This window comes from Schinkia azotoformans, assembly GCF_035811335.1.
Classification (GTDB): domain Bacteria; phylum Bacillota; class Bacilli; order Bacillales; family Bacillaceae_J; genus Schinkia; species Schinkia azotoformans.
This window is the reverse complement of sequence record NZ_JARSMD010000002.1, coordinates 68259-82937: the sequence shown is the minus strand read 5'-3', so window position 1 is coordinate 82937 and position 14679 is coordinate 68259. Positions and strand designations below refer to the sequence as shown.

The window sequence follows — 14679 nt, the reverse complement described above, 5'->3', positions numbered from 1 at the left end:
TTGGTTAGGGGGGCGCCCCTTGCGGGGCTTGTTTTGTCCTTATTGTTGTTTGTGATGAGGGGTTAGCAAGGAAGTTGGTTACGCTATGCGCCCCTTCGGGGCTTACTATGTTTAGTTAAAAAGATAACCCATGGAGATGTGTGATATGGATAATGGAGGAGATTATCAAACGTATTACAACCAAGGGTTTACTCTCATTGAATTGCTAACGGTGATTGTAATATTAGGAATATTAATGTCAATTGCTGTGTTGTCTGTTTTGGGTGTTACGGAACGTACGGAAACGGAAGTTTGTGAAGCGAATCGTCTAGAGCTTGGAAGGTATTATCGTGTACACTTGATTGTTGAAAGTAAAGTGCATACGAGTACTGCATTTAAAGAGTTCATGCTTGGTTATGGGGATGAGATATGTCCTGTTGGTGGGGAAATATCTTATGACGACCGCAAAGTTGAATGTAGTGTTCATTCTGTAGCTGCTAATGGTAATGACGAAGGCGATGATGGTGAGGTTCCGTATTTGTGAAAATGGAAGGTTTATTAGCCCTTTCGGGCTTTGTTAATTGATTTGGAGGCAGTTTGTTAACTGGCTGAGTGCTAACCCCTTTGATGCAATAAATAACAATGAGCAACTACTGATTGAGAATTTTGAGTAGTTCAAAGAGTGTGGGTTTGAATCCTCACTGAATAGAGTGATAGTTTGCATTCATCCCTCCATTTGTGGAAGTGAGGGACTTCTGCTGCTGAATGAAGTTAAATGTATATTGAATGGCGATAATTGATTGGGAATTGAGACGCGAGTATGTTTGGTAGATAAAAATCATATTGTTAACCAATCCATATAAACGAGGTGAACTGATGAACCCAAGAATAATCATGTATTAGACTGAAGATGGATTAACTAAAATAGAAATAAATTTTGATGGTGATACTGTATGGCTTAAATAGATCAAATGGCAGAGCTATTTCAGAGGGACAGGTCTACAATCTCGTGACATTTTAAAAAATATTTTTACTGAAGGCGAGCTTGAGCGTGATTCAGTTGTTGCAAATTTTGCAACAACTGCGGCTGATGGTAGAAGCGGATAAAATCAGGTGTTTTGATTTTTTGGGCAACGTTGATTTATCAGGCCTTGCGGACTTGGGGGATAATGGAAATTACTGAATGGTAATGAGGAAGTCAGAATGGTTAATAGATAACCACAACATATTGTGTCGGAATCGGTGGAAAATCATAAAAACATACAATATATGGGATTTATCTATATAACATAGTACCATTTTGTCATTATATAAAGATAAAATGTCTAAAATCAGGTATTTCGATTATGAAAAACGTTGATTTGACGGGCTTTTTAACAACCTAAAATATGGGGAAATATTGAATAGAGTTAAGGAACTGAGTATCGTAGTTAGATTAAATGCTGGAAACCTTGCGGGATAAGGGTTTGAGGTGTTTTTAGTGAGATTTATAGATTGATTGAATGGTATATATAATAGGAAGAAACTCGGTTTGAAGTGCCAAAACAGTAAATATCTATTTCGTATTTGCTTGGTAGATTGAATAGATAGTACGAGGTGAGTATCAGTTATGGATACTATTTTAGTGGTTTAGTAGTTGGTTGGAAACATATAGCAATGTTCCAATTAAGTCCTAATCTACTAAAGTACAAATTTAAGGAGTGTAGCTGGATGTATATGAAGGTTAAAAGATTGACAGATATCATTCTTTCTTTAATAGGACTAATTGTTTTATCCCCGATATTTTTGATTCTCATTGTGGCCATTAAGATTGATTCAAGAGGTCCGGTTCTGTTTAAGCAAAAGCGTATTGGTATTAACAAGACACATTTCAATATCTTAAAGTTCCGTACCATGAGAATAGATACGCCGAAGGATACTCCAACTCACTTATTAGGTAATCCAGAACAGTATATTACAAAGATGGGTAAATTCTTGAGAAAAACCTCACTTGATGAGCTTCCGCAGATTTGGAATATTTTTGTGGGACAGATGAGTATTATTGGGCCAAGACCAGCACTTTGGAATCAGTATGATCTGATTGCTGAACGGGATAAGTATGGTGCTAATGATGTACCACCTGGATTAACTGGTTGGGCTCAGATTAATGGTAGGGATGAGCTACCAATTGAGGTGAAAGCAAAATTGGATGGGGAGTATGTTGAGAAGGTTAGTCTTTGGATGGATGTAAAGTGCTTCTTTGGGACCATCGTTAGTGTTCTGAAGAGTGATGGTGTTGTTGAAGGTGGAACTGGAGCAATAGGGAAGAAGGAAGTAGTGAGTAGCAAAGAGCCGATGATGAAATAAAGATTGGGGAATTAAAAATGAATAATCAATATTTAGTGTCTATTGTAACACCAGCTTATAATTGTGAGGACTTTATATCTGAAACAATTGATAGCGTATTAGCTCAAACATACTCCAATTGGGAAATGATTATAGTTAATGATAAGTCAACTGATAACACTGTAGAAGTTATTAATAAATATGTACAAAAAGATTCCAGGATAAAATTAATAAACCTAAACGAGAACTCAGGAGCTGCCGTAGCACGTAACAAAGCTATAGAAAAAGCGAAGGGAAGGTTTATTGCCTTTCTTGATTCGGATGATAGGTGGAAAAGGGAAAAATTAAAAAAGCAAATTGATTTTATGAATAACAATAATTTTGGTTTTACTTTTACTGCATATGAATATATAAAGGATGAAAATAATAGCAAGGATAAAATATTTAGTGTACCAGAATCACTCAACTATACGCAGGCTCTGAAAAATACAATCATTGGTTGTTTAACTGTAATAATTGATAGAAATATTGTTGGTGATTTTAGAATGCCGTTGGTTAGACGAGGCCAAGATAATTTGACTTGGTTGATGTTACTTCAAAAAGGCAATATTGCATACGGTCTTAATGAAAACCTTGCTGAGTACAGACTTGTAAATGGTTCTCTTTCAAACAATAAATTTAAAGCTCTAAAAAGACAATGGTTTAATTATAGGCATGTTATTAAACTTTCGTTATTGAAATGTATTTATTATTACCTATGGTATATTTTCAATAATGTAAGAAAGTATTACTTTTCTTAATTTAGTAAAGTTAGTTTATATTATTTTAAAATTATTCTAGAGGGAAAGACTTTGAAAATAATTGTTTCATCTGATATTTAAACTGTTTTTTTATTCTAGATATTGCGAAAATAAAGTGGGGTTATTAATGAGAATAGCATTTGTTTCTTCTGGGAACTCAGTTCATGTAAAAAAGCTTGCAAATGGATTAGTAAAACAAGGTCATGAAATTACATTATATACATTACCTAATCATAATAGACTAGCTAATGCTTTTAATAACAGGGTAAATATAGTATTTTTACCTATTGGGGGGAAAATTGGATATTACCTAAATGCGCCTTTCCTGAGAAGGTTACTGAAAAAAGGTAAATACGATCTTATAAACTCCCATTATGTTAGTGGGTATGGAACACTAGCTAGAATAGCTAATGTCCACCCTCTTGTCACGGCTGTTTTTGGTAGCGATGTTTATAAATACCCTTACCAATCTAATAATAATATGCGAAGGGTTATAAAAAACTTAGATACTGCTAAAGTGATAACTTCGACCAGTAAAGTAATGGAAGATGCTGTAAGAAATTTTTATAAAAGGGATAAACCGATTTATATAACGCCTTTCGGAGTAGACATTGATATCTTTAAACCACTAGATGATATAAAAGATACAACTACATTTGTATTCGGAATTGTCAAAAAACTTGAAGACACTTACGGAATACATTATTTGATCGAAGCATTTTCAATTTTGTTAAATAGTATAGGTACTGAAAATAGAAACAAGGTATATCTCTCAATATTTGGTACTGGTTCAAAAGAGGATGAATATAAAAAGCTTGTGGAAAAATTCGGAATTTCTGACCGCGTAAAATTTAATGGGTTTATAAAAAATGAGTTGGTACCACATGCATTTAACAGTATGAATGTTGCATGTTTCCCTAGTGAAAGCGAGAGTTTTGGAGTAGCAGCTGTTGAAGCAATGTCCTGTGGAATTCCGGTAATCACTTCAGATGCTTCTGGATTTACCGAGGTCGTAGAAGACTCCAAATGTGGTTACATTGTCCCCAAAAAAGACATAGATGCACTTGCTAATAAAATGGAAGAAATGTTTTATATGGATAGGGAAAAACTAGAAGAGATGGGGAACTTCGGATACCAAAGAATTCGAAAATTGTACAACTTCGAAAACAATTTAAAAACATATATAGAGGCGATTTCAAAGGCCATTGAGGTGTAGACTATGGAGTTATTAATTGTTAGAAATCTAATTGAAAGATTAAATCAAGAAGATGTTAAATACTGTCATTGGAAAAGTAACCAACATGTTGCTGATGCATTTAAAGGCATTGATGATATAGATATGCTTATTGAACAAGAGGATATATTAAAATTAAATGTAATATTAAATGAGTTGGGTTATAAAAGATTTAGGTTACCAGAAAAAAGAGCATATATTGGAATTGAAGATTATCTTGGCTTTGACAAAGAGCAAGGTAAATTTATTCACCTTCATTTACATTATCAACTTACCCTGGGAGAGAAATTTCTTAAAGGTTATCAATTACCTTATGCGAAAACTGTATTAAACAGGAGGATTTTTGACAAGGATAATAATATTTATATTACTTCCCATGAAGATGAAATGTGGTTATTGTTGGTTAGACTCGCCTTAAAACTGCGTCATAGGGATATTGTGAAATTGTTTTTGGGTAAGGATATATTTGGAAAATCAACTCGTACAGAATATAAATGGCTCCAAAAAAGTATAGATAAAACATTATTTAAAACAAGAATTATAGAGTTATTTGGTGAAACTGTAGCAGCTTTAATGCTTTCTATTATCGAAAAAGAGTTGCAGTATAAAACAATAATCTCTCTAAACAAAGTGATCAGAAAGAGACTTAAGGCATTTAAGGGCTTTACAATTGTTGGCGGAACAGTAACTCGCTGGTTACGAGAGTATTTTAGGATTTGTCAAATGTTTCATAATAATGTTTATAGGGGGGCAAAAAGTTATAGAAGAACACCTATATCTGGTGGGAAAATTATTGCATTTTTAGGACCAGATGGTGCTGGGAAATCAACTGTTATTAATGAAGTTTACAGAAGGTTGCAACCGTTGATGGATGTAAATATGTTTTACCTAGGTAGCGGAGATGGCCAAAGTTCATTACTAAGAAAACCATTAAAAGGTGTATATAATGTTTTTTTGAAAAGAGGTATTCTAAATAGAAAAAGCAAAAAAGTTGATAGAAATGGGGAAACTTATCGTATTGAGGAAAAAGGAAAGGCAGGATTAATAAGAAAAATTGGTCAACTTCCTTGGACTTATACGCTAGCAAGAGAAAGAAAAAAGAAACTTTTGAAAGCGAGACGATTCAGAAATAAAGGATACGTGGTAATCACTGATAGATATCCGCAAACCCAGGTTAAGGATATGTGTGATGGTCCTCGATATTACATGAATAAAAATATTGAACAATCACTTTCAAATGAATTGTCTATTAGATTTGAAAGAAAGAGCTTTGAGTTGGCTAATATCGTTAAGCCTGATGCAATTATAATCTTAAAGGTTTCATCTGAAATAGCGTATAAACGTAAACCTGATGAAATAGATTTAGAATCTCATAAAAGATTAATGGGGACTATTCTAGATTTGAAATTTGGTGAAGATACCAATCGAATAGTATTAGATGCTGATCAACCATTGGAAAGTGTTATTCGTGAAGCTGTCTCTGCTGTGTGGAGGAACTTATAATGATAGTAGAATTTATTGGACTACCAGCATCAGGGAAAACAACTATAGCTAAACATATTCATTTGCAGGATTCTATTGGAAATAAAAAGGTAAAATACCCTTTATATAATATATATAAGTATTCATGGTTTAAAAGAAATCTTTTTAAATCATTAAGCGTATTAAAATATATTGTAGTTAATCCGTATAAATCTTTTAAGCTGTATATGGCTATATTCAAGACAAACCAGAGTAGCTGGGCTGATTTAATTAAAGTTTACTTTAACTATATATTTCTTATAGTTAATTATCTTAAATATAAAAATTGTGATGATATTATTCTGTTTGATGAAGGCTTTCTTCATAATATGTGGGCTATCTTATATGCATCTAATAATAAGTCAGATAGTATTGATCTTAAAGAATTTATAGTAAATGGGTGTTTGCCGAATATCGTAATTAAAGTTGATTGTAATGCAGAAATTATTATTGAAAGATTATTTTCACGAAATTCAAATACTAGAATTGAAAAAGAAGACAATATTGTTGAAAAGGTTAAGAACTCAATTAATGAAATAGGACATATTATTAATAGCGCTAGATCTATCACAGGGGATTTTAATATTGATTTCTTTAGTGTAGATAATAGTAAGGATAATGATTTAAATATCCACGTAGAAAATATTATATCATTTATCCTAGAAAGGTTAGATAATTATGATAGGCATTGTAATCCTTAACTATAAAACATGGGAAGATACTATTGCATGTATTGAATCAATTCAAAAAACTACTAATTGCAATTATAAAATATATGTGGTGGATAATAAGTCGCCAGATGATTCTTATAAACAGCTACAAGCTGCTCTTGGTAATAATAACAAAGTAACTTTAATAGAGGCTGATAGAAATGGCGGGTATTCAGCCGGGAATAATGTAGGTATTAAGCTAGCTTTAAATGATGGTGCAGAAGCGGTGTTACTTTCTAATAGTGATATTATATTTTATGAGAATTCAATTGATATTATCAATGAGTACATTAAAAAAAATCCACAAGTTGGTATTGTTGGACCAAAGGTTATACTACAGGATGGCAGAATTCAGCATTTTGTTAGGGAAAATTATACATTTTATAATTATATCTTTTCGAAGAAGCCCTTTGTTAATTTAGACTTTTTTGGAATTAATAATAAAACAATGAATAAAAACTATAAATATGAAAAGGAATTGCAGTTTTCCGGTATTTTGTCAGGCTGTTGTATAGCATTAACAAAAAACTATTTCAAAAAATGCGGATTACTGGATGAAAATGTTTTTCTTTATTATGAAGAAGCAATTATGTCTTATAAGGCTCAAAAATATAACCTATTAACTTGTTTATTACCGGAATCTAAAGTTTTGCACAAGAGTTCAGTTTCTATTGGGAATAAGCAAAGTGCATTTTCGAGATATCACAGATATTATAGCTCAATGTATTTCTTACGCAAATATGTAAAAATTAATATTCTTGAATATTCCTTAGTATTTATTATTAATTTTATGCCATTTTTGATAAATAGCATCAATAAAAAAGAGTATAGAAAAATGTTGAAAACATTTATTAAAGAGAGTAAAAGACTTTAGTAAAGGAAACAATATAAATTTATTATAATATTTTAGATTATTTATTTTAGAAAGAGGATAAAAATGCAAAATCCAGTTTCAGAGTCAGGATATAGTGTATTAAATAAAAAAAATCAACTGTTTAAATTTTTTTTCGTCGCAATTACACTTACTATGTTGTTGATTTCAGATATTAAGTTCATTTTTGCAATAGCAATTCCTCAATTCCCAGCTTTAAATACAATATTGCCCGTTTTCATACTTTTCTTTTGCGTTTTACTTTTGTATAGAAAAAGTTGGAAGATTGATTGGATAACTTTATCCTTATTTATGAGACTAGGCTTTGCAATTGCTACAATGCTATTTGTATCATATTCTTTCTATGATTCACTGAAAGCCGTATTCGTATTTACTGCAGCCATTTTAACATATTACCTATTCTTCAATTCGATTATATCTAAAAAAACCTTTTCTAATTTAATTGCCTTTTTTTTGTTAATTCTATCTATTCAAACGATAGGGTCTTATATAATGAACTATGCTAATTACTCTGTACTCTCTAAAAGTTTGATACAAATACCAATTGGTAGATCAAATTATATTGCTACTCTAGCCTTAGTATGTGTAATTTTTTTGTTTTTTATTAAAGGAAAAAATTCATTTCAAAAAATAGCACTATTAATGGGAATGGCTACACTATTTTTGACATTTTCCTTTGGTGCAATGGTATCTTTAATTGCTGTTATCATATTTTCAGTGGTTGGGCAGAGGGGCTCTAAGATAAAAAAAGTCCTTGTAATGTTCTTACTTTCATTGATTCTTGTTTATTTAATTTTTATTTACTTTCCTAATTATAGTTCTGTTAGTGAAGGTGTTATATCCACTATTAATAAAAATATATCAATGAAAATAACTTATTTCTTAGATGGAAATTACGAAAGACTATTTTCGGATAGATTTATATTATATGAAGAGTCCTGGAATAACTTTTTAAGCAACCCGATATTCGGAGGATTTAATGGTTTGGATTTTAGAGGAAGATCTATATATAAACCTCACAATTTATTTTTAGAGGCACTTTCAAGCTATGGTATTTTAGGATTTATAAGTCTTTTAATACCTCTACTTATTTTATACATTAGAATATCCTTTTCGTTAAAATCTTATCAAAGTAATGTTGTTCGTGCTTGTTCATTAGCACTTCTTGGGGGAGTCATACACGGACTTGTTGAACCGAATTTTTTTACGTTAGCATTTGAGTTTTTATGGTGGGCGATGGCCGGATTTGCAATGTCATATATTGGCCAGCTTAAAAAAGGGAACCTTAAAGTTTAATTTATAAATATATATTAGAAAAAGTAGCAGGAGTTGATAGGATGTTGGTAAGGAACCTCTCAAAAAGTATTAAATTATTACTTTTTAAACAAAGGTGGAGAAAAAATAATTATCATAATTATACAACGGTAAAGAATATTTTTCCTATCGAAAAGGTGAGTGTAGGAGTTAAAACATATGGCGCGTTAAATGTCAAAACTTATGGAAATCCAAAAGAAAAATTGATAATTGGGTCATTTTGTTCGATAGCAGGTGATGTGAAGTTTTTATTGGGGGGGGAGCATTATTATAAGGGACTGTCGACATATCCCTTTAAAAAGTATATTTGTGGATTAAGAGAAATTACCCTAACTAAGGGTCCTATAGTTATACAAGATGATGTATGGATTGGAGAAGGAAGCTTAATCTTATCTGGTGTTACAATTGGTCAGGGCGCTATAGTTGCTGCAGGTTCTATAGTAGTAAAGGATATCCCACCATATGCAATATATGCTGGTAACAAAGTTATAAAATATAGATTTTCGGAAGATATTATAAATCAATTATTAAATTTTAATTTTTCTAACCTAAATGATGAAATTATTAAAAATAATATTGAGTTTTTATATAGTGAACTTGATATTCATATGTTGAATAATTTTCACCAAAAATCTATTTAAAATGATTGGAGTAAGGGAGGATGAATGTTAAAGGAAGCTCATTTATAAAAAATTATTTTTATAGTATTGCGGCTAACAGTATATCTTTAATAGTATCTGTTTTGGTAGTTTTAATCATACCTAAATTAATAGGTGTTGAGGAGTATAGTTATTGGCAACTATATTTATTTTACGCATCTTATGTGGGATTTTTACAATTCGGATGGAATGATGGAATATATTTAAGATATGGTGGGGTAGAATATAATAAACTAGATAAGAAGCTTTTTTTTTCTCAGTTTTGGACATTGGTTGGCTCACAAATAATCCTCTCGATAATAATAATAATTTTGGCTCATTTTGTAAGTAATGATATTGATAGGCAATTAATTTTCTTTATGATTGCCCTTTGTTTAATTATATTGGGTTCACGAGCGATGCTTATTTTTATATTGCAAGCAACAAACAGAATCAAAGAATATTCACACATTATATTGCTTGATAGAATATTATACTTTTTTTTAATTAGTTCCTTTATTTTAATGGGTGTAAGAAATTATGAATTCCTGATATCAGCAGATTTAATAGGTAAATTAATTTCACTATTATATGCTATGTTTATTTGTAAAGATATTGTTTTCAAAAAAATAAATACTTTTCATATAAATATACAAGAAATCACAAAAAATATAAGTGTTGGTATTAAATTAATGTTTGCAAACATAGCTAGTATGTTAATAATAGGTTCTGTTCGGTTTGGAATAGAACGTTCATGGGATATCCTAACATTTGGCAAAGTATCGCTTACATTAAGTATTTCTAATCTTATGATGTTATTTATTAATGCTTTAGGGACTATTATGTTTCCTGTTTTAAGAAGAACCAATGAAAATAATTTACCAAATATTTACTTGAAAATGAGAGATTTTTTAATGCCACTTTTGTTAGGAGTATTAATAATTTATTATCCACTAAGAGTACTCTTATCAACTTGGCTTCCTCAATATGAAGATAGTTTGATGTATATGGCATTGTTATTTCCAATATTTATTTTTGAAGGGAAGATGGCACTATTAATTAGTACTTATTTAAAGACCCTTCGAAAGGAAAAATTGATGCTAGGGATAAATTTTGTTTCTCTTATCATAAGTATTATATTTACATTCTTTACTACTCAAATATTAGAAAACTTAGACTTAGCGGTAACATCAATTGTCCTCCTCTTAGCTTTCAGAGGTGCTTTAGCTGAAATTATTTTGTCAAAAGTTCTTGAAATCTCTTTGTATAAGGATATAGTGTTGGAGTTAATATTGTCAGCAATGTTTATATTAACAAGTTGGTATATTAATTCATGGTTATCAGTCTTTCTTTATATGATTTTCTATCTCGGATATTTAATAATAAAGAAAAAAGATATTGTAGCTTCAATACAGAATGTTAGATTACTAATTAAATCATAAAATAAATCCTAGTATTGTGATATTTAATATGTATTTGGCATTTAATTTTTATATGAAACGGCAATTAAAGACTTTCACTCAAATATGAATGAAGTTTCATTGCCCTGTCGCTTGACATGGAGCCTCTGCGGGTATAATATCTCGCAAGGGAACAAGCGTGGAATTTGTAAGCCACATACCCATCACTCCATGTAAAGCGGTGGATATACAGTAAATATTGCATACTCTTATTGCCAAACACTACTTTTTTAATTGCCAGCTACAATTTAATATAATTAAAAAGCCTACTGAAATCTATTAACAAAAAGATGCATATTATTAACTTACTTATTCCAAAATTATGGGTTACATTTAAAACTTAAGGTGAATTTTCTATTTACTAATATATCAAAGTGAGCTAAGGAATAATAATAATTCGAAAAATTAAGGAGAAAACAATAATGAAAGGCATTATTTTGGCTGGTGGAAGTGGAACACGTCTATATCCACTGACAATGGTAACCAGCAAACAACTATTACCAATTTATGATAAACCAATGATTTACTACCCGCTTTCAACTTTAATGCTTGCTGGCATTCGAGATATCTTAATTATTTCAACCCCTGATGACACACCCCGTTTTAAAAATCTGTTAGGTAACGGGTCACAATTTGGTATCAATCTTAAATATAAGATACAGCCGAGCCCTGATGGATTAGCTCAGGCTTTTTTAATTGGTGAGGAATTTATTGGAGATGATTCTGTTGCCATGATATTAGGAGATAACATTTATTATGGTAGTGGGATGAGAAAGATACTTCAACGTGCAGCAAAAAAAGTAAGTGGAGCTACTGTATTTGGATATCATGTGCAGGATCCACAACGTTTCGGGGTTGTAGAGTTTAGTGAAGATGGGAAAGTTATCAGTGTTGAAGAAAAGCCAAAAATACCAAAATCTAATTATGCTATTACTGGGTTATATTTTTATGACAATCGTGTAGTTGATATTGCAAAAAATGTTCAACCTTCTGCACGCGGGGAACTTGAAATTACTTCGATTAATGAGGCTTATTTAAATCTAGGTGAATTAGAAGTGGAATTATTAGGACGTGGATTTACATGGTTAGATACAGGAACACATCAAAGTTTAGTTGAAGCAACAAATTTTGTTAAGACAGTTGAAGAGCATCAGGGAATTAAGATTGCTGCACCTGAAGAGATTGCATATATTAACGGTTGGATAACTAAGGAACAATTATGGGATTGCGGTGAAAAACTTAGTAAAACAGGATATGGTCAATATTTAATGAGAGTAGCTAATGGACAAATTCAATACTAATTGAAAGAAGTGAAAATGTGAGTGGATTTTACTAAAACTGATTTAGACGGTGTAATAATAATGGAACCGGCTGTATTTGGCGATCATCGGGGCTGGTTTATGGAAACTTATAATGAGACAAGTTTGTTAGAAGCTGGAATTAACATAAAATTTGTACAAGATAATCAATCATTTTCAGCTGCAAAAGGTACATTAAGAGGACTACATTATCAATTAAATCCTAAAGCACAAACAAAGTTAGTACGTTGCACAAGAGGGGCTATTTATGATGTTGCTGTAGATATTCGAAAAGGGAGCCCTACCTTTGGAAAATGGTTTGGAATTGAATTGTCTGCGGAAAATAAAAGGCAATTATTAATTCCTAAAGGTTTTGCCCACGGATTTATGACTCTTACTGAAGACGTAGAAGTTCAATATAAAGTAGATGAGCTTTATGCTCCAGACTGTGATCGGGGCATCATTTGGAATGATCCTCAAATTGGAGTAGAATGGCCTATTGATATTAAACCTATTTTATCTGAAAAAGATGAAAAGGCACCTTTACTCAGGGATGCCGAGAACAACTTCAGCTTTGAGTAATGCTATGAAGATATTAGTTACAGGCTATACTGGCCAACTTGGGTTTGATATAGTTCAGCGCGGAATTAATCTTGGATTGAACATGGTGGGCATAGGGTCAAAAGATTTAGACATTACAAACCGAGTAGAAGTTATTGATTATGTAAAAGAAATGAATCCAGATGCCATTATTCACTGTGCTGCTTATACCGCAGTTGATAAAGCAGAAGATGATAGAGATGCATCTTGGAATGTAAATGTTGAAGGAACAAAAAACTTAGCTCAAGCTACAAAAGATATTGATGCAAAGTTCATGTATATTAGCACAGACTATGTGTTCAATGGAGAGGGAGAATCACCATTTAAAGAAACAGACACACCCAATCCTATTGGTTATTATGGACTAACAAAATATGAAGGTGAACAGTTAGTACAGCGGTTGCTGGATAATTGGTTTATTGTACGCATTTCATGGGTTTTTGGTATAAATGGAAACAACTTTGTTAAGACAATGTTAAAATTAGCAGAATCTCGAAATGAATTAAATGTAGTTGGGGATCAAATTGGCTCTCCTACTTATACATTTGATTTAGCACGTTTGTTAATATATATGATTCAAACTGATAAATATGGAATCTATCATGCCTCTAACGAGGGTTTCTGCAGCTGGGCTGAATTTGCTGAAGAAATTTTTAGACAAGCTAACGTTGATATAAAAGTCAATTCCATTACTACTGAAGAATACCCAACTCGTGCAGTCCGGCCTAAGAACTCAAGAATGTCAAAGCAAAAGCTTGTGGATAATGGATTTGCTCCATTACCAGTCTGGCAAGATGCTGTTAAGAGATACTTAAAGGAAATACCACAAGAGGTGAAATAGATGAAAAAGAAGAAAGTACTCGTAACTGGTGGTGCAGGTTTCATTGGTGGAAACTTTGTGAAGTACATGGTTAAGAAATATTCAAACTATGATATTTATAATTTAGATTTATTAACATATGCTGGAGATTTATCTAAACATCGGGATATTGAGTCAAAGGAGAATTATTTCTTTGTTAAAGCAGATATTGCAGATCGTGAAGTAATAATGCCTTTGTTTGAAAAAGAGAAGTTTGATTATGTCGTTCATTTTGCGGCAGAAAGCCATGTGGATCGTTCTATCACTGATCCGAGTGTTTTTGTTCGGACAAATTTATTGGGAACACAAGTTCTTTTAGATGCAGCTAAGCAAGTAGACGTTACAAAGTTTGTACATGTATCAACAGATGAAGTGTATGGAGAACTGGATTTTGATCCAAGTACATTTTTCACAGAAGAAACACCGTTACAACCGAATAGTCCATATAGTGCAAGTAAAGCATCGTCTGACTTATTAGTTCGTGCATATCATGAAACATATGGTCTGCCAGTAAATATTACACGTTGCTCAAATAATTATGGGCCATATCACTTTCCGGAAAAGTTAATCCCATTAACAATTTCTCGAGTTTTAAATGAGCAAAAGGTTCCTGTATACGGTAATGGGAAAAACATCCGGGACTGGTTACATGTTCTTGACCATTGTGCTGCGATTGATTTAGTCATGCATGAGGGTGTAAATGGTGAAGTTTATAATGTTGGCGGGCATAATGAAAGAACAAATTTAGAAGTCGTTAAAACGATTATTAATACTTTAGGAAAATCAGAGAATTTAATTGAATTTGTTAAAGATCGATTAGGACACGATAAGCGTTATGCCATTGATCCTTCTAAATTAGAACAATTAGGTTGGAAACCAACATATAATTTTGAAACTGGTATTGCTCAAACTATTCAGTGGTATCTTGATAACAAAGAATGGTGGGAACAAATTATAAGTGGAGAGTATCAGAATTATTTTGAAAAACAATATGAAATTTAAGTTCTATTAGAGGTAAAGTGCTTATAAGGGACTATCAAATGAGGGTT

14 protein-coding genes are annotated in these 14679 nt (G+C 31.8%); all 14 read left to right on the top strand.

Going from position 1 to position 14679, the window contains the following annotated elements:
- The first annotated feature begins 145 nt into the window (after positions 1-145).
- Positions 146-523, top strand: coding sequence for a type II secretion system protein (locus P9E47_RS01815; RefSeq protein WP_326162452.1), 378 nt, complete (start codon positions 146-148; stop codon positions 521-523).
- Positions 524-1689: 1166 nt separating this feature from the next.
- Positions 1690-2325: a sugar transferase gene (locus P9E47_RS01810; protein WP_326162451.1), complete on the top strand. Its 636-nt coding sequence runs from the start codon at positions 1690-1692 to the stop codon at positions 2323-2325.
- 17 nt (positions 2326-2342) lie between these two features.
- Positions 2343-3104 carry a glycosyltransferase family 2 protein gene (locus P9E47_RS01805; RefSeq protein ID WP_326162450.1) on the top strand — a complete coding sequence of 254 codons (762 nt, stop codon included), beginning with the start codon at positions 2343-2345 and terminating at the stop codon, positions 3102-3104.
- Positions 3105-3231: 127 nt separating this feature from the next.
- A complete protein-coding gene (locus P9E47_RS01800; protein WP_326162448.1) occupies positions 3232-4320 on the top strand; it encodes a glycosyltransferase in 1089 nt (362 codons plus the stop codon).
- Positions 4321-4323: 3 nt separating this feature from the next.
- Positions 4324-5841 (top strand): nucleoside/nucleotide kinase family protein, encoded by a 1518-nt coding sequence (locus P9E47_RS01795; protein WP_326162447.1) that lies wholly within the window; start codon positions 4324-4326, stop codon positions 5839-5841.
- Positions 5841-6560: a hypothetical protein gene (locus P9E47_RS01790; protein ID WP_326162446.1), complete on the top strand. Its 720-nt coding sequence runs from the start codon at positions 5841-5843 to the stop codon at positions 6558-6560. The genes P9E47_RS01795 and P9E47_RS01790 overlap by 1 nt, the downstream gene beginning before the upstream one ends.
- Positions 6538-7443: a glycosyltransferase family 2 protein gene (locus P9E47_RS01785; RefSeq protein WP_326162444.1), complete on the top strand. Its 906-nt coding sequence runs from the start codon at positions 6538-6540 to the stop codon at positions 7441-7443. Before P9E47_RS01790 ends, P9E47_RS01785 begins: the two co-directional genes overlap by 23 nt.
- A 63-nt stretch (positions 7444-7506) precedes the next feature.
- Entirely contained in the window at positions 7507-8757 is a 1251-nt protein-coding gene (locus tag P9E47_RS01780; RefSeq protein WP_326162442.1) for an O-antigen ligase family protein, read from the top strand.
- 41 nt (positions 8758-8798) lie between these two features.
- Complete coding sequence (locus tag P9E47_RS01775) at positions 8799-9416, top strand: CatB-related O-acetyltransferase (protein WP_326162440.1); 618 nt, start codon at positions 8799-8801, stop codon at positions 9414-9416.
- Between the two features lie 20 nt (positions 9417-9436).
- Entirely contained in the window at positions 9437-10855 is a 1419-nt protein-coding gene (locus tag P9E47_RS01770) for a lipopolysaccharide biosynthesis protein (RefSeq protein ID WP_326162438.1), read from the top strand.
- 440 nt (positions 10856-11295) lie between these two features.
- A complete protein-coding gene (rfbA, locus tag P9E47_RS01765; protein WP_326162436.1) occupies positions 11296-12174 on the top strand; it encodes a glucose-1-phosphate thymidylyltransferase RfbA in 879 nt (292 codons plus the stop codon).
- Positions 12175-12195: 21 nt separating this feature from the next.
- A complete protein-coding gene (gene rfbC, locus P9E47_RS01760; protein WP_326162435.1) occupies positions 12196-12753 on the top strand; it encodes a dTDP-4-dehydrorhamnose 3,5-epimerase in 558 nt (185 codons plus the stop codon).
- A 4-nt stretch (positions 12754-12757) separates the two neighbouring features.
- The gene (gene rfbD, locus P9E47_RS01755; RefSeq protein ID WP_326162434.1) at positions 12758-13612 is read left to right on the top strand and encodes a dTDP-4-dehydrorhamnose reductase; all 855 of its coding nucleotides are present in this window, start codon (positions 12758-12760) and stop codon (positions 13610-13612) included.
- Positions 13613-14632 (top strand): dTDP-glucose 4,6-dehydratase, encoded by a 1020-nt coding sequence (rfbB, locus tag P9E47_RS01750; RefSeq protein WP_326162432.1) that lies wholly within the window; start codon positions 13613-13615, stop codon positions 14630-14632.
- The last annotated feature ends 47 nt before the right edge of the window (positions 14633-14679 follow it).

Coding starts and splice junctions, on each gene's coding strand:
- P9E47_RS01800 (WP_326162448.1), top strand. CDS start 3,232: ATGAGAATAGCATTTGTTTCTTCTGGGAACTCAGTTCATGTAAAAAAG.
- P9E47_RS01785 (WP_326162444.1), top strand. CDS start 6,538: ATGATAGGCATTGTAATCCTTAACTATAAAACATGGGAAGATACTATT.
- P9E47_RS01795 (WP_326162447.1), top strand. CDS start 4,324: ATGGAGTTATTAATTGTTAGAAATCTAATTGAAAGATTAAATCAAGAA.
- P9E47_RS01780 (WP_326162442.1), top strand. CDS start 7,507: ATGCAAAATCCAGTTTCAGAGTCAGGATATAGTGTATTAAATAAAAAA.
- P9E47_RS01815 (WP_326162452.1), top strand. CDS start 146: ATGGATAATGGAGGAGATTATCAAACGTATTACAACCAAGGGTTTACT.
- rfbA (WP_326162436.1), top strand. CDS start 11,296: ATGAAAGGCATTATTTTGGCTGGTGGAAGTGGAACACGTCTATATCCA.
- rfbB (WP_326162432.1), top strand. CDS start 13,613: ATGAAAAAGAAGAAAGTACTCGTAACTGGTGGTGCAGGTTTCATTGGT.
- rfbD (WP_326162434.1), top strand. CDS start 12,758: ATGAAGATATTAGTTACAGGCTATACTGGCCAACTTGGGTTTGATATA.
- P9E47_RS01770 (WP_326162438.1), top strand. CDS start 9,437: ATGAATGTTAAAGGAAGCTCATTTATAAAAAATTATTTTTATAGTATT.
- P9E47_RS01790 (WP_326162446.1), top strand. CDS start 5,841: ATGATAGTAGAATTTATTGGACTACCAGCATCAGGGAAAACAACTATA.
- P9E47_RS01810 (WP_326162451.1), top strand. CDS start 1,690: ATGTATATGAAGGTTAAAAGATTGACAGATATCATTCTTTCTTTAATA.
- P9E47_RS01805 (WP_326162450.1), top strand. CDS start 2,343: ATGAATAATCAATATTTAGTGTCTATTGTAACACCAGCTTATAATTGT.
- P9E47_RS01775 (WP_326162440.1), top strand. CDS start 8,799: ATGTTGGTAAGGAACCTCTCAAAAAGTATTAAATTATTACTTTTTAAA.